Source organism: Nostoc sp., from assembly GCF_036917355.1.
GTDB lineage: Bacteria > Cyanobacteriota > Cyanobacteriia > Cyanobacteriales > Nostocaceae > Nostoc.
The window spans coordinates 18,333-40,358 of record NZ_JBALDP010000108.1 but is presented as its reverse complement, the minus strand read 5'-3'; the positions used below and the strand labels follow the sequence as shown (position 1 = coordinate 40,358).

Below are 22,026 nucleotides of genomic sequence, written 5' to 3'. Positions count from 1 at the left end.
AGCGAAAGCTCCGCTAACGCGTAGCGTCTCGCAGAGAAGTCGAAACTCGTCAACAGAGGTATTTTTTTTATGAGAAATCACCTAAGCCAACAAAAACCCGATATTACAACTAATTCTGAACCGCTATAGTTAATTTGTGTTATTAACCAAATTCTTGGAGGCGCAGCTAAACTTACCCTCAAAAAGCATCAAGCTTTAAGAAAGCTGTGAAAACTAATGACTGATGACTTTTTCAATAATAAAAAGCTACTTTTTGACCTATGGGCATCAAGTTACGATTGGTTCTTTCCTTCAGTGTTTTATCGAGCCGTTCACCAACGGTTGCTGGAGTACGTCGATTTACCAGAGCCAGCAAATGTACTTGATATCGGCTGTGGTACTGGACGCTTACTTGAGCGCCTTGCTACTCAGTTTCCCAATCTACAAGCTACCGGATTGGATTTATCTGCTAATATGTTGCGGGTAGCAAGACAAAGCAACCGCCACCGTCCACGCTTAATTTATATTGAGGGCAAAGCTGAGTCTCTTCCCTTTGCTGATGGTCAATTTGATGCCGTTTTCAGTACTATCAGTTTCTTGCACTATTTGGAACCTAAGCAGGTCGTTAGTGAGATAGCACGGGTACTTTCTCCTGGTGGACGCTTTTATTTGGTTGACATTACTTCCAAAAAAGAGACAGAACCTCAATTATTGCCTATCTCTCCCCGTGGAATTAGACTCTACAGCCCTAATCAACGTCAACTTCTTGGCTCCTCTGCTGGGCTATTGTGTTTGAATCACCATTATTTACTAGGGCCTGTCTTACTAACGATTTTTGCTAAACCTCTAAGTTGAAATAGGAAATGGGGAGGGTAAAAGGCTGGAAACATCTTGTATCAAGCTTTGTTCTGCATATCTTAAAATTACGAATTAGTCTCACCTCGATATTCCATAAATACCACAGGAACTTTGAGCAGCTTTTTAGCTAACTGCGAGAATCTAAATTTCTCCTTGAGCGTAGATAACCCTATGGTCTTGGGAAATTGTGGCAAGTCTTCAAAAGAGATTGGTACAAAGTCAAAGCGACTGTAAAACTGCACCAGTCGTTTACCTAAGCATTCCAGATAAAGTGGTTGCGTTGCTGTATTAATCAAATGCTGCGTTAGCAAACTACCCAAACCGCGACCTCTCCAAGCTGATGCAACGACCAAGCTACCAAGTTCTTGTGCCCCTGAGAAATTACGCAGCTGTCCACAAGCTATCAGATTCTCATTGTATTCAATTACCCAAAATTGCTGCCAATTTAATTGGGTTGGATCGAGTTTGGCTGAAAATACCAGCAATCGAATCGACCACTGATCCCCAGAGGTTGCCTTGCGAAGGATACATCCAGATGGTAACGATAGATTGTTCTGGTTCATTAATTAGACTTTGGTAGTTTGTATCACCATCATCACACCATATTATTCGCCTAGCCAGACTCAGATCGCTTGCTATTTCCTGGCAACTATCAATAAGGCAATTTTAAAAGCATCTTGGAGATAAAACCCCTTCTAGGTTCTCCATTAACGATAGCAAGGGTTCTAAGGTTAACAACTTCTATATTTATGGATTTTTGTCAGCAGACATGAGTAGTACAAAACAATACTTAGGATAGAGGGAGGAATCAGCCATAACTATATTCTAGATAGATGCACTCATACTCCTAATTTTTTAAGATAATGCCAAGGATAAATAATAAGGGATGTAATCATGGCTGAACAACAAAAATCTAATAATGAACAACCTGCGTCTACTGCTTCTGCTGACGGCGAAACCCCTGTCGACGAAAGTATCCGCAAAACTGGTGATGCGGAAAAGAGTGATGCTAAATCCACTGCTACTCCAGAAGCTCCAGAAAACGATGGTGTAGCAGGTAGCCCCAATCAAGGAACTGAGTCACGTTAATTAATTTGAACTTTCCCAACATTTAATCAGCTCGTGGGGTCTTTTGTTGTAACCCTAATACACTAAATTTAGAGTGGAAATGTGGTGTTACACTACATCTCCACTTGTTTTTTGTGTCAAAAACTTGCATTGTCTCTACGTTGGTGCATTAGCGTAGCTTACCGCAGCTATGTTTATTCTCATATGGGTACTCGCGGTCAGAAATTTGTTCTCGTTGACTGTGATACTACCCTCAGTCTAGCTCTTAGTAATTTACATCTAGCGATCGCTCTGGATAATGGTCTCAATCTCTTGAGCGAATTTTTGAGGTTTTCTGCCATTTTCATACTCGTCGAGAATTTTCTGGTACAGGCATTGGTCTAGCTATCTACAAAAAAATCGTTGAGCGTTATGGCAATCGCATCTGAGCTAAGTTGGAACCGGCCCGGGCATAGGAACAGTATTTTATATTACCTCAACGCAAATTAAGGTATCTTTAAATATATGTCTAATAACCGCTTATTAACATTTTAATAAGCGCATGATTTCTATCCCTATCTAAAAAATAGGAAATCAGGTGATTATCTAACAAATTGATATAGCCCTGTACTATGGAAAAGCTCACAATTCACATTCTATTAGTAGAAGATAGTGCAAGTGATGCTCATTTGCTACACCGGATATTTATAAATGCAGAGCAAGAACAATGGCAGATGTTACATGTTGAACGGTTATCTGAGGCAATAGAAGCTAGCAGGGAAAACTCTGCGTCCACCCTTGATAATTCTCAGATAGGGAATAGAAAGCAACGCAGATTCGACCTAGTTTTGTTAGACCTCAGCCTTGCAGACTCTATTGGACTGGACACATTAAAAGAATTTAGGGCAGCAGTACCTGATATCCCAGTTGTGGTATTAACAGGTATTGATGATGAAGATTTAGCACTGCAAGCATTAGCAGAAGGAGCGCAAGACTATTTAGTTAAAGATAAAATAACTATACAACGGTTAGTGCGTGCAATTCGCTATGCCATTGAAAGAAGTGAAATTCTCAACCAACTACGCGAGAGTGAAGAACGCACCCGTCAAGCGTTGGCAAAAGAACAGGAACTCAACGAGTTAAAGTCAAATTTTGTAGCAATGGTTTCTCACGAGTTCCGCACCCCGATGACTACAATTCGGACGGCTGTAGATATCCTTGAATACAACAGCAATAAACTAACTGATGCCCGGAGAACTAAATATTTCGATCGAATACAAAATGCTATCAACCAGATGCTTAATCTCTTAGATGAGATATTATTCTTGAGTAAAACGGAAGCAGCTAAACTCGAATACAAACCTACACTTTTAAATTTAGAAAATTTCTGTAGCGAACTCACAGATATTCTTCAACTTAATGCAGGTAGTAAGCACAATATTATCTTTACTTGTCAAGGTGAATCGACCCAAGCTCAAATGGATGAAGACTTACTAAATTGTATCTTAACCAATTTGATTTCCAATGCCATCAAATATTCCCCTGAAAATGATACTATTTGGTTCGATTTGATTTGCAAAAATCGCCTCGCTATTTTCCAAATCAAAGATCGGGGAATGGGGATTCCTCTCAAAGATCAAACTCATCTATTTCAAACCTTCTATCGCGCTAGCAATGTGGGTGTAATCCAAGGAACAGGACTAGGACTCACTATAGTTAAAAAATGTGTGGAATTACATGGTGGTCATATTCAATTAGAAAGTGAGCAGGGTGTTGGCACAACAGTAATTGTTACTTTGCCACTACAATGATTAGGCATTGGGCAAAACGGTTACGCTAGCGTATAGCTAAGGTTTAGCCCGTTCCGAGTTCTGAGTAAATAAATGAGATTCTCCACTCAGCACTCCTGAAGGACATTGATATGGGTTATTCTCCCTTGCTTATTTTGGTGCTTGGGCATTTGGCATTGGACAAGTTTTATTAGCAAAATCACACTGATAAATATAGGGTTCTTGCCAACTCAGGGGAATTTCTAACAAGTCTCGCGTTCCTGTCATACCTTGTCCAATAAATAGTAACAAAGCAATGCAGTTTAAAATCGTATGGACGAGACGCCACCGATTGGACTTATCTTGATAAATATCTTGAACAATTGCTAATGAAAAAATCATCAGCAGTGCTGCGGTAATGCCAATATAATAATGTGACCAATACCACTCATTGGTGCGGCGATAGACTCCATCTTGACAGCCTAAAATTACTAAACCTGCACCAGTTAAAGTTGCAAAAACTGCCCGCCACACCCGCTGTTTTGCCCGATAAAGAAATACTAATGAAGCGATGGTGGCAGCAAATATTAGCAGGATAAAAATAACTTGAAAAGGTGTTTGATTCCATAATTGATTTTTGATAATATTTTTGCCAATAGGATAGCTTAATCCGATTAAAGTTAATCCAACAACTGCACTTGTGAGCCTTTCACCTAACTGCTTATGTTCTGCACCCACCACTGGAGGAATTTTACTCTTACTACCCGCTAAAATTTGCAATCTACGTTGGCGTGTTTGCCAAGCAAAATTAACTACTGTACCGATGAGTGGAAACACGAATATAATTGCGATCGCTGGATGTAAAAGACCAAGAAAATCTGTTATTTGCATAGAACACCTTTCAATGAATCATTGAATTCATCACAAAGGATAATTTAAAGCATCGTATCATTACTTAAATTAATTTCAGATGAGAATTTGTTTAATATTTATTTTTGTTGTTTTTAGCTGATTTTAATTAAGAAACTATTTAAATATCTTATAAAAGATAATTATTGTAACCTCAGTTCGGGTTAAGGAGGTTTATTCAATGTTAAATGGCTGAAACAGCATAAGCACGTTGACAGATACTAGAATCAAGCAACGGCGTAATGAGGGTTTCAGCTTATCCAGAACTCAGGTTATTGTAGCAAATAATAGTCGAAAATAAATTAAGTTTTTTCTCTAAATGACGCGAATTCATTTATATGAATTGCCCATAAATACAGCGTCTAGTTTTGGTTAAGTCCTAATTTTTTCAAAAAATCTGTCGCTACGTGGATTTTCTATTTTCCAGAGCAAGTAATTATTGTCACCGTATACAACAAATGTTTTATAATTATAATTTGTTTCTATTTGCTTGCGCCAGGTATCTGAAGGATTTAGTAAAAAAATATCAGTGAAATCATCAGGAATATTGGGAATAGAATGGTCTTTTACTAATTGGAACTGCACTTTTGGCTGTAAAAGATAGCTGAGAGAAAAGACATTACCATAATTAATACCAGAATCATTACTAATCAAAAGTGGATGATTAGTCTGATTAATAATTTTTGCAACTTGTGGATTACCAGAGCTAATAACTTTACTCCACCAAGTTTCAGCCTGAGAACTCACTCCATAAGAAACTAGCCCACAAATAATCACTATTCCCATGATTATTTTCCAGATTCTCCGGCGTGCAAAACTCTTATTGTTTAGCTGCGTAGCTAGTAAGTAAGTAACAGCTAGTTGAATTCCTAAATAAGAAATCAATAAATAACGTTCGGCAAGTGAGCGTATACCCCCAAAAAGTAAGTCTGGTACCATTAAAGGTAATGCAGGAATCATAATTAACGTGACAATAAACAACCAAATTTTATAGTTAGTTTTTCGACAAATAAAATAAATAGAATATCCAACAAGAACTATAAAAAATGGTGTGATTAGATAGCTCAACGGATTTTCAAAGCCTAAGTCTAAATCAAGAAAAATCCGATTTAACTGTAAAAGCCAAGATTTAATTAAAGCATCTAAGGGTATATGTCTTTTTGTCCAAGCTGTTGAACTTTTTAAGTGCAACAAGTTAACTATCACAACCAGTATCCAAGGTATAAAAGCTAAAAACCCTGCTAAAGATGCTAATAGATAAGCTTTTACTGTTCTAGTAAACCTAAATTTCGCAGTGGCAATTACATAAATCCCATGAGCGACTACAACAAATCCACTGAACAAAAATGTATAGAGACTAAGCACCAAAGTGATTGCATACATTCCCCAATTTAATATGCGTAGTACTCGATCTTTTGATTCCAAACGTAATGCTCGTAGTAATGAAGCGCTGCATAGTAATACAGTCACTATCCAGAGAATGTATTCTCGTGCTTCTTGGGCGTATACTAAGTGAATAGGGGAGATTGCCATGAGTGCGATCGCAACCTCCGATACCCATGCTGATGCTTTAAATAATTCTCGACACAGCCAATAAATACTCGGAAAAATCAACAAGCTGATAAAGGCAGATAAACTTCTAATTACTGTCACCGAATTGCCAAAGATTACCACCCAAAACCGAGCGAGTATATAATACAGTGGTGGATGCTGTGGATCGTCTACTTCCAAGGATATAATTGTGTCACGTAAGCCTTTCTCCATATTGGGACTTTGGAATTTGGCAAAACTTTCCTTATTAATTATGCGACCATTAAATATTTGCTGCCTGACTTCATTTGCCGTATAACCAGAAATCCGCAATGAAGTGAAAGTCTCATCGTGCCAGTAAACTTTGCGGTCAAGGTTAAAAAAACGAAAAAATATACCCACCATTAACAGAACTACAATGAGAAACCGCAACCTATTTGGAGCAAGTTGGAGATGCCGCATAACTAAATTTCACAATAACTTGTACAACAATTATCTACTTTAACGAAACAACTTTATGACTCTCAAAACTAGTTATTAAAAATGTCTAACCAAATAGACGTAGTATAGAGGCAATCGCTCAAAGCAAATTATCAGGGTGAAGGTTCCGCCGCGCCTATGCCAAATCCTGATAAACGATCATCATACGAGGCTATTGTTGCGCAGTCAAATGTCCAATCTCTATCTATGCAGAAACTCAAAGTGGTAGTAAATTCTGCACACAATTGGGGGTTTGAGTTCTTGCACAAGTGCTGGAAGTCGATCGGGCACTTTTGATATTTATCAAGAAATTGCTGGCAAAGTTTCCACAGTGGTGGGTTGCAATTGTAGATAGTAAGTTAGTTAAGTAACGAAGGTATTAATTAAAACTCAATAGTTGTTTGTGCAAGATAAAAATTGTATATTTAGCTACAAAAAGGCTTATTTAGTGAAGTGGGAAAAGTGGATTTATGTACTTCAAGCAGGCTTATTTGTGCAACAAGGAACTTTTCAAGAGTGTGTCAGCTATGGAAGAATTGTTTGCCTAGTTGATAGCTCGGCAGATAATTGATTATTAGGTGAGATATTACGTCGCCGCAAATTATGAGTTTTAGCCAATTTCCAGATTGAATAATAGTTATCACTATAAACAATATCTGTCTTGAATTTATACTTTTTTTCTATGCTTTTACCCCAAGCCTCTGAAGGATTAAGTAAAAACACATCAGTAAACCCATTAGGAATTTTAGGAATTTTTTGATTGTTCACCAACAGAAATCGCACTTTTGGTTCCAAAAGATAACTTAAAGAAAAGACATGACCATAATTATTGCCCAAAGCATCACTAATCAAAAGTGGAAGATTACTCTGATTAATAATTTGGGCAACTTGAGGATTACCATAATTCATACCCTTATTCCACCAAGTTTCTGCCTGTGAACTCACCTTAGAAGAAATCAAACCACAAATAATCACTAATGCCATGATTATATGCCAAAAGTTCCGACGCGATCCGCTCCCATTATATAGTTGCGTAGCTAGTAGATAAGCAACAGCTACTTGGATTCCTAAATAAGATGGGATTAAATATGGTTCGATAGACGATTGTATACTCCCAGCAATTAAATCTGGCAGTATTATGGGTAATGCTGGTACTACAATTAATGTGATGATAAAAGACCAAGTTTTATAGTTAGTTGATTGACAAATAAAATAAATTGAATATCCTAGCAAAGTTAAAAAAGCCAGTGCAATTAAATAGCCTAGAGAATTCTCTGATCTAAGGTCTATATCAAAAAAAATCCGACTTAGCTGCATTAATAAAAATGGAAATATAGGTATTAAATCTGCCTGCGCTGTTGTTTTATCTGCTGAAATCAAAAATTGAAAAAATTCACCAATTACAACTATTATCCAAGGCATGAAAGCTAAAAAACCTACTAGTGATGCTAGCAGATAAGTTCTCACAGTTTCAGTAAACTGAAATTTGGCAGTTATCATCACATAAATTCCGTGAGCAACTGCTACAAATGCACTCCAAAGAAATGTATAAAGACTAATGGCTAAAGTGACTGCATAAATACTCCAGATAGCGAACAAATCGGGTTTTTGTCGTTCTTTTGCTAGCTCATCTTCTAGCCGTATGGCTCGCAGCAGAGACGCACTGGATAGTAAAATGGTGACTAACCAAAGGATGTATTCTTGTGCTTCTTGGGCGTATACTAGGTGAATTGGAGAGATAGCCATGAGTGCGATGGCTACGCCCGCCGCAGGCATCGCAACACTAGGAACCGATAATGGCACATTAAATAATTCTCGGCATAGCCAATAAACACAAGGAAAAACCAGCAAACTGATACAGGCTGATAAACTTCTAATCGCCGTCACCGAATTACCAAAGATTTCCACCCACAATCTGGCTATTATGTAATATAACGGTGGATGCTGAGAATCTTGTTTTGCCAAAGACATAATTGTGTCATTTAAGCTTTTTTCTGGATTTGCACCTTGAAACTGAGCAAAACTTTCTTTGCCAATCACACGATTATTAAAAATTTGCTGTTTAGCTTCATTAATTGTGTAACCAGAAATTCGCAATGAGGCATAAACTTCATCTTGCCAGTAAACTTTGCTATCAAGATTAGAAAAACGAAACAATATACCCATCGTCAATAAGAAGATAGTTAAAAATCGCAACCAACTCGGAGCAAATTTGAGATGGCGCATAAGTGGGTTTCCTTAAAAGTTTTCTCAAATCATCTAGTTAAGGGGGCTGGATGACGTGCCGCAGCTACGCCCGTCGTCGACATTGCCAACCAGACTTTAAATTTGATTGGTAAGATTGGCAATCAACACCTCTCCTTTATTAACTACAAAAAGACATGGGCAAGGTTGTATCAAATCCCGCAAAACTGGATTTGGTTTTGAAACCGAGATATCAATGGAGTGTAAAATACGCTAGGTATAGCCGCATCTGTGGTCAGGGCACTCCATAGCTACCGTGCATTGAGCGATCGCTTTGCTTGCGGGTTATAGTTCTCAATTCTCCGAACGGCGAATAAAGGACTGTTTTTTGCCTCCAGCACAGGGCACACAGGGCAGGGTATAGAACGAGCGATGCCTACGGCGGGCTACGCCACTTGGTATTGTTAACCGATCAGAATTCGAGGTAGCAGTTTAAAGTAGCTGTAGAGCAGATTGATAATACTCCCTTGGCAAGAAGATAAACTCTTGCTTTTAAGCTCTCGGAGGCTAAGATCGCACAGATGCGACAGCAGAATTTCTTGCGTTCGATTCCCAAAAGGTTCTTGAGAGTGCCACTCCGTGTAGCTCTTGTAGTACCTTTCGTCGTGCAAATTTCTGTTGCTGTAGGCCTAACAGCGTTCTTATCTTTAAAAAATGGTCAGAAAGCTGTTAATGACGTTGCTACTCAGCTGCGGAATGAGGTTACAACTCGGATTCATCAACATGTTACCAATTACATAGAGACTCCCCAACTTGTCACTCAGATTAACGCTAATGCTGTCCATATTGGTCAGTTAAGTTTAAAAGATGCAAAAAGTTTAAAACGCTATTTATGGCATCAAATGCAGTTATTCAAGCCCTTAAAGCCGATCGCTTTTGCAAGTACACAAGGAGAAATTCATTCGGTCGATCGCCTTAACGACGGTTCACTAGTCATCCGAAAAAGAGACCAATCAACTGGTTACAATTACTATACTTACACCACTGATAATCAAGGTAATATTGTCAGGTTACTTCAAGTTAACCAAACCTTTGATCCTCGCACTCGTCCCTGGTATACAAATGCTGTGAAAGCAGGTAAAACTACTTGCACAGAAATTTATTCATATTTTTCTTCATCAGGTCTAGCGTTCAGTGCAACCCAACCTCTTTATGACCAGACAGGTAGTTTGCTTGGAGTGACGAATGCAACGTTATCTCTCTCACAGCTGAGTGAGTTTTTGCACAGTTTAAAGATTGGTCGCTCAGGAAAGACATTTATTGTCGAGCATTCTGGAGAGTTGGTAGCAACTTCAACGGCGGAGCAACCTTTTATCTTAAGTAATGAGGGAGGAAAAAAGACATCCAAACGGCTCAGAGCGATCGCTAGCAGCGATCGGATCACTCATCTGACAACACAGTATTTGCAGTCAAAATTTGGTAATTTTAGAAACATTTCTTCTAGCCAACAGCTAGAATTTGAAATTGATCGGCAGCGGCAATTTGTACAGTTAATGCCCCTTACAGCCGACTGTGGGCTAAATTGGCTGATTATCGTAGTGGTTCCAGAAGCCGACTTTATGGAGCATATCGAAGCTAACACCCGAACCACTATGTTGCTGTGTTTGGGCTCGTTGATATTGGCTACAGCCATAGGAGTGATTACTTCTCATTGGATTACTCAACCAATTCTCTGTTTGAGCATTGCCTCTCAGGAAATCGCTAATGGGAAGTTAGACCAAATCGTTACAGTAGAGGGCATCAACGAACTAAGAGTTCTTGCTCAAGCTCATAATCAAATGGCTGCTCAATTACAAGATTCATTTACTGGACTCTTAGAGGCTAACAGGCAATTAGAAGCTGAAATTAACGAGCGTAAGCAGGTAGAAGAACAGTTACGACATAATGCGTTTCATGATGCACTGACAGGTCTACCAAACCGGGCTTTCTTTATGGAGAGCTTAAAACACACACTTCAGCGAGCCAAGCGACAGAAGAATTATTTATTTGCTGTACTATTTCTCGACCTGGATCGGTTTAAGGTGATCAATGATAGTCTTGGACACCTAAAAGGAGACCAATTTCTAATTGCTATTGCAAATAGATTAGAAGTATGCATACGCTCCACGGATATAGCCGCACGACTTGGGGGAGACGAATTTACCATCCTGCTTGACGAAATCCAGAATGTGTCAGAAGCCATCAAAGTAGCTGAACGAATTCAACAAGAACTGACATTACCCCTTGAGCTTAATGGGCAAGAAGTATTTACAACGGCAAGTATTGGCATTGCCCTGAGTTCGACAGTAGACTATGACCAACCAGAGAACTTGCTAAGAGACGCTGATACAGCTATGTATCGAGCCAAGGCGCTGGGCAAAGCTCGCTATGAACTATTCAACCAAGAGATGTATACTAAGGCTCTGGTTAGATTGCAGTTAGAGAACGATCTACGCCGAGCGATCGAACGCCACGAGTTTCAGCTTTATTACCAACCGATTGTTTCCCTCACGAATGGCAGGCTTATAGGCTTTGAGGCTCTAATCCGCTGGCAGCATCCAGAGCGTGGTTTTATTTCTCCAACAGATTTTATCCCTCTAGTAGAAGAAACCGGAATGATTGTCGAGGTTGGTTACTGGACACTATATGAGGCGTGCCGCCAGATGCAAAGCTGGCAGGTGAGCCATCCAACAAACTCGTTAGAGAAAATCAGCGTCAATCTTTCAGTCAAGCAATTTTCTCAACGGGATTTAATTGAACAGATTGGAGAAATTTTGCACTCGACTGGTCTTGATGCTAGCAGTCTGATGTTAGAAATTACTGAAAGTGCAATTATGGAAAATGGCGATGAGGCAAATGCCGCACTATCAGAATTTCGGAAGATGGGCATTAAGTTATCAATTGATGATTTCGGTACAGGCTACTCTTCATTAAGCCGTCTCCATAGCTTTCCGATTAGTGTGTTGAAAATTGACCGTTCTTTTGTTAGCCCGATAGATACTAATGGCAAGAATTTAGAAATTATTGAGACAATTATCACACTGGCACACAAATTAGGTATGGATGTTACCGCCGAAGGAGTAGAGACAAAAGAGCAGCTAGCATTTCTGAAGAAGTTGAACTGTGAATATGGACAAGGATATTTTTTCTCGCGTCCCTTAGATAAGTCGGCAACATTAGCATTAATCGTGAAAAATCCTCAGTGGTAAGGGTTTTTTGAAAGGACTTGGATAACGCCATCTGGCAAAGTCTGCAATATTAGATATAGTTAAAAAATCAATAGTTTTAAACTGCCGATCAATAGCAGGAAGACTGCATATTTTAGCTCCAATATTCAAGTAGGCCTGCAAAATTTTCGGAATCTCAACATTAGATGAATCTGGACAATTTTGAGTCAGTTCTAGACAAAATTGTGAATTTGGATAAACCAAAATACTTGGATGCATCAAGTTATTCTGCCGAAAATAATCATAAACCCAAGTAGCTTGCCCAGGACATTGTGTTAGTAATGATGCACAACCAAAGAAATATTGATTTTTACTCCAAATGAGATAATTTGCCAGCCCTTCCCAGAGTAGTAAAAGTGTCTGACTATTGCGATATTCTTTAGCTATACATGCACGCCCAACTTCCACTGATACCTGAAGCACAGAATTAGGAATTCCATTAAGATTAAATATATCGGTAGCATCAAAGCCTAGTCTTTGAGAAGCCATTATATAGGTCTGCATCCGATAAGTTCCAATCGTTTTACCCGTATGTTTGGAGATTAGGATTAAATGATGGCAAACCGCATCAAACTTATCTATATCCATCTGGGTAAACTTAGAAGCAGAAGATCCCAAGCCTAGTTCAAGATTAAAAACTTCAAAGCGCAACCGAAAAATTGATTCTAATTCTTCTTCAGTTGAAGCCAGCCGTAGGATATATTTTTCAGTTTGAAGGACGGGAAAATCTTCAAGAGGGGGAGGAGGATTCAGTGGGTAATTGATGCGTCCAGAAACTTCCATCTATCTTCCTACTTAGATTTGCGAAAATATTCTACTAGGATTTAGGCACTATACAAATAGCTCACATTATGCATTAATGTGTCGAAGTGTAATTGAGACAGTTTTCGAGCAACAATCCTTTAGAGCAATACGCTTTGTTAAGGATTTTTGGTACTGATTTTTGACCTGTAAAGAAGCATTAGCGCAGCAGGACGTTAGCATGGCGGGGTGTTCGCGATCGCATCTCCAAGAGTTGCCCAGTCCAATTTCGTGTCTCTACCAAGGATTTTAGGTTGAACTAAACGGTATTGTGGTCTAGAGAGCTTTTTTACTTTCTTAGATTAGGGTTAGAGTGCTTTTATTATGGGCATTAATTCCCAAAAAATCTGGCAATAAGATACAAAATTTTCTTTTGATATACGCTATAGATGTAAGTCATAGCATTTTACACAAACCTTGATATACAGCAGAATACAGAATACAGAATTCCGAATTCAGGTGTAAAAGACGCTTTATATTTGGGCAACAGATTTAGCTTGTGTACCTCACCAACTTGAAATCTGCTGTATATTGTGACGACGAATAACCTAAGTGAGGGAGTTATGTCAATTGATCGACCGAGAGAACTTGCTATGGTTTTCAAAAGTTGAAGTATCACAACAAGCCTTATCAAAAAAATTTTAGAATTTTCAGCTTCAAAACCAGTTCTGCCAGTTCTGAATTAATTTGCTAACTGCACATCAGAGTGCTATTCCCGCTTGCTAGAGTGTGAGTAGTTCACGTAAAATATAATGCCATTGTTGCAGCAGTTCTCATGACCTCATCTGCGTCGTTTGACACATTAGAGTCTTTACAGGCGGATATCGCTGAATTGATCGTTCGTTTACCGACATTAAAAAATCGGCAATTTATTCAGCAAGCACTTACTACTATTGTTCGTCTAGCTGATAACGAAATTGAGCGTCTCGATTGGAAAATATTATCCGCTGCATTAGCAGATATGGAGCGCGGTTTCCAGCTTTTTTATGATTACCGACACGTTCGTAAAGTCACCATCTTTGGTTCTGCTCGTCTAGCGCCAGATAGACCAGAATACCAAATGGCTCTTGAGTTTGCTCGCGCTGTTTCTCAATTAGGATTTATGGTGATGACTGGTGGTGGTGGTGGAATTATGCAGGCGGGTCATGAAGGTGCTGGGCGAGAAAATTCCTTTGGATTAAATATTCAGTTACCCTTTGAACAGCAAGCAAACCCTTTTATCGAGGGCGATCCCAAGCTAATTAACTTCAAATATTTCTTCACCCGCAAGCTGTTTCTCCTCAAAGAAAGTGATGCTGTAGCCTTGTTTCCAGGAGGCTTTGGTACTCAAGATGAAGCTTTTGAATGTATGACATTAAGCCAAACTGGTAAATTTGGGCCAGTACCTTTAGTTCTAATCGATCGCCCTGGTGGTGATTACTGGCGCTCTTGGAGCGAATATATTGATAAGCAATTAGTGCAAAATGGTCTTGTCAATCCTGAAGACCCTAGCCTTTACACGGTGACAGATAACCTGGATGTGGCTTGTGATGCTATCACCCGTTTTTACCAAGTTTATCATTCCAGCCGCTATGTAAGCGAGAAGTTAGTCATCCGTCTGAAGACAGATATATCAGACGCTCTATTAGAACAACTAAATGCTGATTTTAGCGACATTATTATTCAAGGAAAAATTGAAAAAAGTCAGGCATTACCTCAAGAAGCACAAGATGAAACTGTTGGATTACCTCGCCTCATTTTGTACTTCAATCAACGCGATTTGGGGCGCTTGTATCAGATGATTGCCACAATTAACCGGATGGGTACTCCTTCACCAGAGGATGCAGCGCATCCAGAAAGAAAGTAGGGTAACTTTCTTTTGTCACTCTAGGCAGAGGAAAAAGGGGGAGAATTTTGAATACTTTCCCTTTCCTGGTTTCAAGGTTATAGAATTACCAAGAGCGATCGCACAGCGTAAAGCCTTTTCTTCTCAGGCTGCGACACCCTGCGCGTAGCTTGCTTCTTTGCAGGAGTATGCGCAATACGGTTCGGTTAAGGCAAAAGACGCGATGAATCGCCGTCTCTACAATAATCAGTCTTTTGTCTTGACGGCGATTTATCGCGTCTTTGTGATGATTTATCGCATCTTTAGCGATCTAGAATTTTCATCAAAAAACCTTAACCGAACGGTATTGGGAGTATGCATTTTTATTTTCATACGGCTATCTTCATGAGCAATGGGCATTTTGGCATTATCCAAGCAAGCCACGAAAACAATATAATTCACCCTCCTTACAGATGAGAAAAACACCAGTTATTATGACTCAATACTGATTTTTGTAAAAAAGCTTGTATATTAGCACAGTAAACAACGCTTGAGATCCTAACAGAGGAATAAAAAATGCTGGAATTATTGGGTTCAGGTTTGGTGTCGCTTTGGCTGGAAATGGCTGGGGTACAAATCAAACCTCTAGATGCCTTAGATGCACTAACTTGGCAAAGTAGCCCTGGCTTGGTTCTTGCCCCCGATCCAAATCCAGCTGGGGCGACTACGGTGCAGGAATATTTAAAAAAGCTGATCGCATCAAAAGTGGTGGCGCAAAATCTGGCTGAGAGTCAGGGGATTTGGATGCAGTCGGGGCCGATGCTAATGGCAAATCACCAAGGTACGACACCTCTGCCGGCTGCTTCTTTAACTAAAATTGCCACTTCATTAGTTGCTTTGAAAACTTGGGGACCAGATTACCAATTTGATACTTTGGTTAGTGTCACTGGCCCAGTGGTAAATGGAGTTGTGCAGGGCGATTTGGTGGTTACAGGCCGTGGCGATCCTTTGTTTGTTTGGGAAGAAGCGATCGCTCTTGGTAATACTCTCAATAAAATGGGCATCAAGCAAGTAAAGGGGAATTTGATTATTACTGGCAGTTTTGCCATGAATTTTCAACGTCAGCCAATGCTAGCCGGTTTGATGCTCAAGCAAACGCTAAATCGTGCAACTTGGGGTCGTCCCGCTCTTTATACATACTCAATCATGCCCAAGGGAACGCCCAAGCCTCAAGTTGTGATTTCCGGCGGGGTGAAAGTTGAGGCGCAACCAAACCCTCAACAAACTTTGTTACTGCGTCATCGCTCATTGCCCTTGAAGCAACTACTCAAGGAAATGAACGTTTATAGTAACAACGATATGGCAGAGATGCTGGCAGATTCAGTAGGGGGAGCACCTGTAGTCCAATCAACTGCTGCTAACCTGGCGAGGGTGCCACAAGCGGAAATCCAGTTAATCAATGGTTCTGGATTGGGCCCGGAAAATCGCATTTCCCCCAGGGCTGTTTGTGCCATGTTTATGGCTATTCAAGCTGAGGCATCTGCCCATCAACTGAATCTGGCTGACTTGTTTCCCATGTCTGGATTCGATCATCGGGGGACACTACACACTAGACACATTCCCCTGGCGACTGTGATCAAAACTGGTACTCTCCGGGATGTGAGCGCTTTAGCGGGAGTGATGCCCACACGCGATCGCGGTTTGGTTTGGTTTGCTATTATCAACCGTGGGACAAATGTCTGGGGTTTGCGGACTGGACAAGATCAACTTTTGCAAAATGTTGTTAAACAATTACAACTACCTCTCACCGTTCCTGTTAACCTCACTCCCCACTCAGCCATCAACTCTTTACCCCAGCTAGGTGCAGCTAATCGGAATGAAATCTTATACAAAAGTTAGTTCATCCATAGTCTAGAGTTAGAACAGAGAGCGGACTAGTCTTATTAGCAATCCAAAAGTTTTATTGATGGGTAAAAACCGAACTTGTAAAGGGTAAATGTCCATAATAGCTTTTGGGTTAAATTTTCTATTAAGTTGATTACAGGTAGTTCGCAAAATGCCCTAACCCCAGTATTGGAAAAGAGCAGGCGAAACCTGAAATAAAAATAACTGTAAATAGATTTGTCACGACTAAGCAACAATTAGGCTTATAAATTAGGTTGTGATTATGCGATTTCCCAAAATATCTCGGTCTCTACGTCAACTCAGTACTCATGTTTTAGCGATCGCGCTAGGAGTTGTGCTAGCGGTTAGCACATTGCAGGTGTTACCTTCCCAAGCCGAACCAGCACCCACAATAACTGCTCTTGATACTTCAAATTTAATTGCTCAACGGCAATCACCAGCCACCGCTGCGATCGGTAGTACTAGCTTTGTTACAGCAGCAGTGAATCGTGTTGGTTCAGCAGTTGTCCGCATTGATACTGAGCGAACAATTACTCGCCGCGTCGATCCATTTATGGAAGACCCCTTTTTCCGGCGGTTTTTTGGTGACGGTTTCTCCCAACAGATGCCTTCTGAGCAGTTACGCGGTTTAGGCTCAGGTTTCATTATTGACAAGAGCGGCTTAGTTTTGACTAATGCTCATGTGGTCGATAAGGCTGATAAAGTAACAGTCCGACTCAAAGATGGTCGCACCTTTGAAGGTAAAGTTCAAGGTATTGATGAAGTTACAGATTTGGCAGTAGTCAAGATTAACGCTGGTAACGATTTACCAGTAGCGCCCTTGGGTTCTTCCACCAATGTCCAAGTAGGAGACTGGGCGATCGCAGTTGGTAATCCTTTGGGATTTGATAACACCGTTACCTTGGGAATTGTCAGTACCCTCAAACGTTCCAGCGCCCAAGTCGGTATTAGTGACAAACGTTTGGATTTCATTCAAACAGACGCTGCTATTAACCCTGGTAACTCTGGCGGGCCACTGTTGAATGGTCAAGGTGAAGTAATTGGTATTAATACAGCCATTCGCCCTGATGCGATGGGTATTGGGTTTGCAATTCCTATTGATAAAGCCAAAGCGATCGCCGCGCAACTGCAACGCGATGGCAAAGTTGCTCACCCTTATTTAGGTGTACAAATGCTAACTTTGACACCCGATCTCGCCAAGCAAAATAACACCGATCCCAACTCTCCTATTCAAATACCAGAAATTAATGGTGTTTTTGTCATGCGAGTTGTCCCCAATTCTCCAGCGGCATCTGCGGGTATCCGACGCGGGGATGTAATTCTGCAAGTTGATGGTAAAGCAATTACCAGTGCTGAACAATTGCAGAATGTTGTGGAAGACAGTCGCCTTGGTCAAGTATTACAAGTAAAAGTGCAACGGGGTAATAAGACAGAGCAGCTTTCAATACGCACAGCCGAGTTGCAAAATGCTTCGTAGGGTCAATATAGGCGATTTTAATTGTGTGGAATAGTAGGCGCACAGAAAAAGCTGGGTGTCAACTTAAGCCAAAACCCTTTTAAAACCTTGTTAAGAGCCTCTGGCTGGAAATGCTTGTCATTGCAGCTCTTTTTCGAGTAAGGGAGGTGGAGCCTCAATGAGGGGCGTGAAGAGTCAGAGACTTCTTTTCGAGGTAACGATCTCAAAGCATTCTCGCTTAGTAACTTTCACATGAAGTTGACACCAGTGGCGAGACGCCCATCGCACAAGAAATAGTTGGATATAGACTTGATCTAAGTATTTCTTAAGAAAAGTTATTTCTTTTCACTACTCTTAACAGAATAAAATCAGGCAAAAGGATTGAAGCGATGCCTTCTCTACGAGAGGCTTCTCTTTCAGAGACGCTAACGCGAACGCCAACGGCGAGCAACGCTTACGCCAAAGCGATGACACAGCTTAAAATACCCATCACTACAATCACTATGCAAACTAACCTTGATTCAACAACTGCTGTTTGTGTGGGGATGGGTATTGCGATCGCTTTTTGGGCAAATTGTGGTTCTGCCCAAATTACCCCTGATAGCACTCTACTTAATAATTCTCGTGTCACATTACAGAACAACATTAGAATCATTGAAGGTGGCACCCAAGCAGGAAGTAACTTATTCCATAGTTTTGAAGAGTTTTCTGTGCCCACCAAGAGTGTGGCTTACTTCAATAACGCTTCAAATATTCAGAATATTATTAGTCGAGTAACAGGTAAATCAGTATCGAATATTGATGGATTAATCAGCGCCAATGGTACAGCCAACTTGTTTCTGATGAATCCCAATGGGATAATTTTTGGGCCAAATGCCAGCCTAAATATCGGAGGTTCATTTGTAGCAACTACTGCAAATGCTATTGGGTTTGGTAATCAAGGTTTTTTTAGCGCTTCAAATCCTAATATTCCTCCACTGTTGACGGTCAAGCCTTCGGCTTTGCTATTTAATCAAATTGTTGCTGCGCCGATTCAAAACAATTCAATCGCACCAGCAGCAAACCCATCAGTTTTTGGTCTGAGTGTTCCCAATGGTCGAAGTTTATTACTCGTCGGTGGCAACATTAAAATTAATGGTGCAGGTTTGTATGCCTTTGGTGGGCGAGTAGAGTTAGGAGGATTAGCAGGAGCAGGAACAATTGGGCTTCAGGTAGATCGCAATAATCTGAGTCTAAGCTTTCCAGAGGGAGCAACACGGGCAGATGTCTCCCTCACTAGTGGTGGAGTTGTTGTTCCTGATGACAAAGAGGGCAGCATTATAGTTAATGCGCGGAATATAGAAATTTTGGAGGGAAGTGCTCTCATATCTGGAATAAACGCAGGACTGGGAGAAGTTGATAACAAAGCAGGAGATATAACCCTCAATGCTACAGGAACAGTAACTGTTGCTGGTGGCAGTCTCATTCAGAACTTAGTCCAGACTGGAGCCACTGGCAACAGTGGCAACATTCGTATTACTGCTGAGTCACTTGCGATCGCTGATGATGCTGCCTTGATTGTTGCATTAAACAATCGTGGGCGTGGAAATCTGGGTAACGTCGTAATTAATGTGCGCGATCGAGTTTCCCTCAATGGAGGTGCTGTATTCAGTTCTGTAAGTAAAGGAGGTGTAGGTAAAGCTGGAAACATCACAGTTACTACTGGCTTGCTTTCCTTGACCAACGGCGGTGTTTTAAATGTGAGCAACTATGGACAGGGAGACGCAGGCAATGTATCGATTCAAGCTCGCGGTTCTGTCTTTGCGGATGGAGTGGGCAGGAGCAGTTCTCCGCTTAGTGGTTTTTCCAGCGGGGTGGGCAGCTTGATAGGACCTGGAGTTATTGGACAGGGAGGAGATATTACTATTGTAGCTGAGTCACTTTCCCTTACAAATGGTGCCGAATTAGCCGCTAGCATTTCCGGTCAGGGGAGAGCAGGCAACGTTATGATTCAAACCCGTGGTCCTGTGTTGATAGAGGGAGTAGGTAGCAATAACTTTTCCAGTGGTGTCTTCAGTACAGTGAATCCTGGAGGAGTAGGTCAGGGCGGAAACGTCACGGTCATCGCTGAGTCACTTTCCTTTACAAATGGTGGTGAACTGGCAACTAGTATCTTTGGACAAGGGAAAGGAGGCAACGTTAAGATTCAAATCCGTGGACCTGTGTTTATAAAGGGGGTAGGTAGTAATGAATTACCCAGTGGTGCCTTCAGCACCTTAGTACAAGGCTCAGGACAAGGAGGAAACGTCACGGTCATCGCTGAGTCACTTTCCCTTACAAATGGTGGTGGAATCTCAGCTTACACTCAAGGGCAGGGAAATGCAGGAAACGTGACAATTCAGGTTTCAGGGCTAATCTCATTCGATAGGTTTGGTAGTGCAATAACTAATGGAGTGGGACCAAGTGCAGTCGGTGATGGAGGTAATATAAACATCAGCACAGGATTGCTTTCGCTGACTCGTGGCGCTCAAATAAACACTTCTACTTCTGGACGTGGAAATGCTGGCAACTTAACAATTCGAGCCAGTAAAGCTGTCTCCTTAGATGGAGTAGATAGTATTAATAACTCTGCCAGCTTCATTGCTAGCTCAGTAGATGCAACAGGTATAGGTAAAGGGGGTAAGCTCGACATTACTACTGCTAGACTGTCTGTAACAAATGGTGCTGTAATAACTGCGGAAACCGAGGGAAAGGGAGACGCAGGTGGTGTTACGGTCACGGCAGACACAGTTGAAGTAGTCAATAGCGGTCAATTACGCACATCTACTTCCACTAACAGTCAAGCCGGGGACATTTCTTTAAGGGTACAAGACCATCTGATTTTAACAGGAAAGGACAGTGGGTTGTTTGCTAACACTGAACTTGGCTCTACAGGTAATGGCGGAAATATTTTCATTCAACCTAGAAATATCACTCCCTCCAAAACGGTCACAGTTCAAGACGATGCAAGAATCGCTGTAAATAGCCAAGGTAGCGGAAAAGGTGGCAATATTCAAATTCAAGCAGAAAATTTGACTTTAGATAACCAAGGGCTAATATCGGCACAAACAGCTAGCAATCAAGGTGGCGATATTAACCTCAGCCTGCAAGACTTGCTCTTACTCCGCCGTAATAGTCAAATATCTTCCACTGCTGGCACTGCTCAAGCAGGAGGCGATGGTGGTAATGTTACTATCAAGACCCCCTTCATTGTTGCTGTTCCAAGCGAAGATAGCAACATCAGCGCCAATGCTTTCACTGGTAAGGGTGGTAATGTTGAGATTACAGTCAAAGGTCTCTTTGGGATTCAATCTCGCTCACGCCCAACTTCCCTGAGTGATATCACTGCTAGTTCTGAACGTGGGGTGGCTGGGACTGTAGAACTAAACACACCCGATGTAGACCCTAGTCGTGGCTTAATTCAACTACCCTCTAACCTCGTCGATGCATCCCAACAAATCGCTCAAGGTTGCACTCCCAGAAGAGGACAAACCGCTAGTCGCTTTATCGCCACAGGACGCGGTGGATTACCCCTTAGTCCTAACGAGCCTCTGCGGGGACGAGCAGTGATTACAAGTTGGGTAGATTTGCCCCCACAAGCAACAGAGAGAATAACGGATAAATTATCTGTGGAAATTACAGATAAAAAATCTACTACATCTGTTACCAAATCTACTAATCAGATTGTGGAAGCCCAAAGCTGGGTAGTTGATCCTAATGGAGACATCCAGCTAGTGGCTCAAGCACCTAACGTCAGCCTATATAGCCCTTGGCAAACAAATATCTCCTGCACTACATCTTAGTACAAGAGTTAACTTCATACCTGTGCTTTTCCTCCAATTTCAGCGTAATTTATAATTGACAAAAGTAAGATTATCTTAACCTCTCACCGATGGACGCCAAGGGACTCAAAGAGGCTGCGCTATCGCCCTAAGCCGATGCTCAGACAACTCTGGGCATCGGTCAAAACGCAAAATCTAAATAAATCTACAATACATTTGTCGGATGCCCCTCTGCCCC

General features: G+C 41.1%; 15 protein-coding genes. 10 read left to right on the top strand and 5 right to left on the bottom strand.

Translation table 11 applies throughout. The features are described from left to right. Positions 1–216 precede the first annotated feature (216 nt). A complete protein-coding gene (locus tag V7K53_RS31865; protein WP_335201482.1) occupies positions 217–834 on the top strand; it encodes a class I SAM-dependent methyltransferase in 618 nt (205 codons plus the stop codon). 68 nt (positions 835–902) lie between these two features. Here V7K53_RS31865 and V7K53_RS31860 read toward each other — a convergent pair whose 3' ends face one another. Beyond that, entirely contained in the window at positions 903–1,400 is a 498-nt protein-coding gene (locus V7K53_RS31860) for a GNAT family N-acetyltransferase (protein ID WP_335201481.1), read from the bottom strand. A 331-nt stretch (positions 1,401–1,731) separates the two neighbouring features. On the opposite strand from V7K53_RS31860, the gene V7K53_RS31855 reads away from it, so the two are divergent. The 3 genes from V7K53_RS31855 (at position 1,732) to V7K53_RS31845 (ending at position 3,695) form a co-directional block, all read left to right on the top strand. Beyond that, complete coding sequence (locus V7K53_RS31855) at positions 1,732–1,926, top strand: hypothetical protein (protein ID WP_335201480.1); 195 nt, start codon at positions 1,732–1,734, stop codon at positions 1,924–1,926. Positions 1,927–2,007: 81 nt separating this feature from the next. Then, on the top strand, positions 2,008–2,289 hold the full coding sequence (locus V7K53_RS31850) for a hypothetical protein (protein WP_335201478.1): 282 nt from the start codon (positions 2,008–2,010) through the stop codon (positions 2,287–2,289). Positions 2,290–2,516: 227 nt separating this feature from the next. Continuing rightward, a complete protein-coding gene (locus tag V7K53_RS31845) occupies positions 2,517–3,695 on the top strand; it encodes a hybrid sensor histidine kinase/response regulator (protein ID WP_335201477.1) in 1,179 nt (392 codons plus the stop codon). A gap of 129 nt (positions 3,696–3,824) precedes the next feature. On the opposite strand, the gene V7K53_RS31840 is transcribed toward V7K53_RS31845, so the two are convergent. From V7K53_RS31840 to V7K53_RS31830, 3 genes are all read right to left on the bottom strand, one after another. After that, positions 3,825–4,544 (bottom strand): DUF4079 domain-containing protein, encoded by a 720-nt coding sequence (locus V7K53_RS31840; RefSeq protein WP_335201476.1) that lies wholly within the window; start codon positions 4,542–4,544, stop codon positions 3,825–3,827. 390 nt (positions 4,545–4,934) lie between these two features. Further along, positions 4,935–6,554: a glycosyltransferase family 39 protein gene (locus V7K53_RS31835; RefSeq protein ID WP_335201475.1), complete on the bottom strand. Its 1,620-nt coding sequence runs from the start codon at positions 6,552–6,554 to the stop codon at positions 4,935–4,937. Positions 6,555–7,097: 543 nt separating this feature from the next. Beyond that, on the bottom strand, positions 7,098–8,798 hold the full coding sequence (locus V7K53_RS31830; protein ID WP_335201474.1) for a glycosyltransferase family 39 protein: 1,701 nt from the start codon (positions 8,796–8,798) through the stop codon (positions 7,098–7,100). 587 nt (positions 8,799–9,385) lie between these two features. Between V7K53_RS31830 and V7K53_RS31825 the strand changes: the two genes are divergently transcribed. After that, positions 9,386–12,004, top strand: a complete 2,619-nt coding sequence (locus V7K53_RS31825; protein WP_335201473.1) for a bifunctional diguanylate cyclase/phosphodiesterase — start codon at positions 9,386–9,388, stop codon at positions 12,002–12,004. Here the strand turns inward: V7K53_RS31825 and V7K53_RS31820 are convergent. Continuing rightward, a complete protein-coding gene (locus tag V7K53_RS31820) occupies positions 11,978–12,805 on the bottom strand; it encodes a GNAT family N-acetyltransferase (protein WP_335201472.1) in 828 nt (275 codons plus the stop codon). The two genes, V7K53_RS31825 and V7K53_RS31820, sit on opposite strands and share 27 nt — an antisense overlap. A gap of 793 nt (positions 12,806–13,598) precedes the next feature. Here V7K53_RS31820 and V7K53_RS31815 point away from each other — a divergent pair. From V7K53_RS31815 to V7K53_RS31795, 5 genes are all read left to right on the top strand, one after another. Then, complete coding sequence (locus tag V7K53_RS31815) at positions 13,599–14,669, top strand: LOG family protein (protein ID WP_335201471.1); 1,071 nt, start codon at positions 13,599–13,601, stop codon at positions 14,667–14,669. Positions 14,670–14,826: 157 nt separating this feature from the next. After that, on the top strand, positions 14,827–15,036 hold the full coding sequence (locus tag V7K53_RS31810) for a hypothetical protein (RefSeq protein ID WP_335201470.1): 210 nt from the start codon (positions 14,827–14,829) through the stop codon (positions 15,034–15,036). 167 nt (positions 15,037–15,203) lie between these two features. Then, positions 15,204–16,526: a D-alanyl-D-alanine carboxypeptidase gene (locus V7K53_RS31805; RefSeq protein ID WP_335201469.1), complete on the top strand. Its 1,323-nt coding sequence runs from the start codon at positions 15,204–15,206 to the stop codon at positions 16,524–16,526. Positions 16,527–16,794: 268 nt separating this feature from the next. Beyond that, a complete protein-coding gene (locus V7K53_RS31800; RefSeq protein WP_335201468.1) occupies positions 16,795–18,009 on the top strand; it encodes an HhoA/HhoB/HtrA family serine endopeptidase in 1,215 nt (404 codons plus the stop codon). A 368-nt stretch (positions 18,010–18,377) separates the two neighbouring features. Further along, a complete protein-coding gene (locus V7K53_RS31795) occupies positions 18,378–21,809 on the top strand; it encodes a two-partner secretion domain-containing protein (protein ID WP_335201466.1) in 3,432 nt (1,143 codons plus the stop codon). Positions 21,810–22,026: the final 217 nt, after the last annotated feature.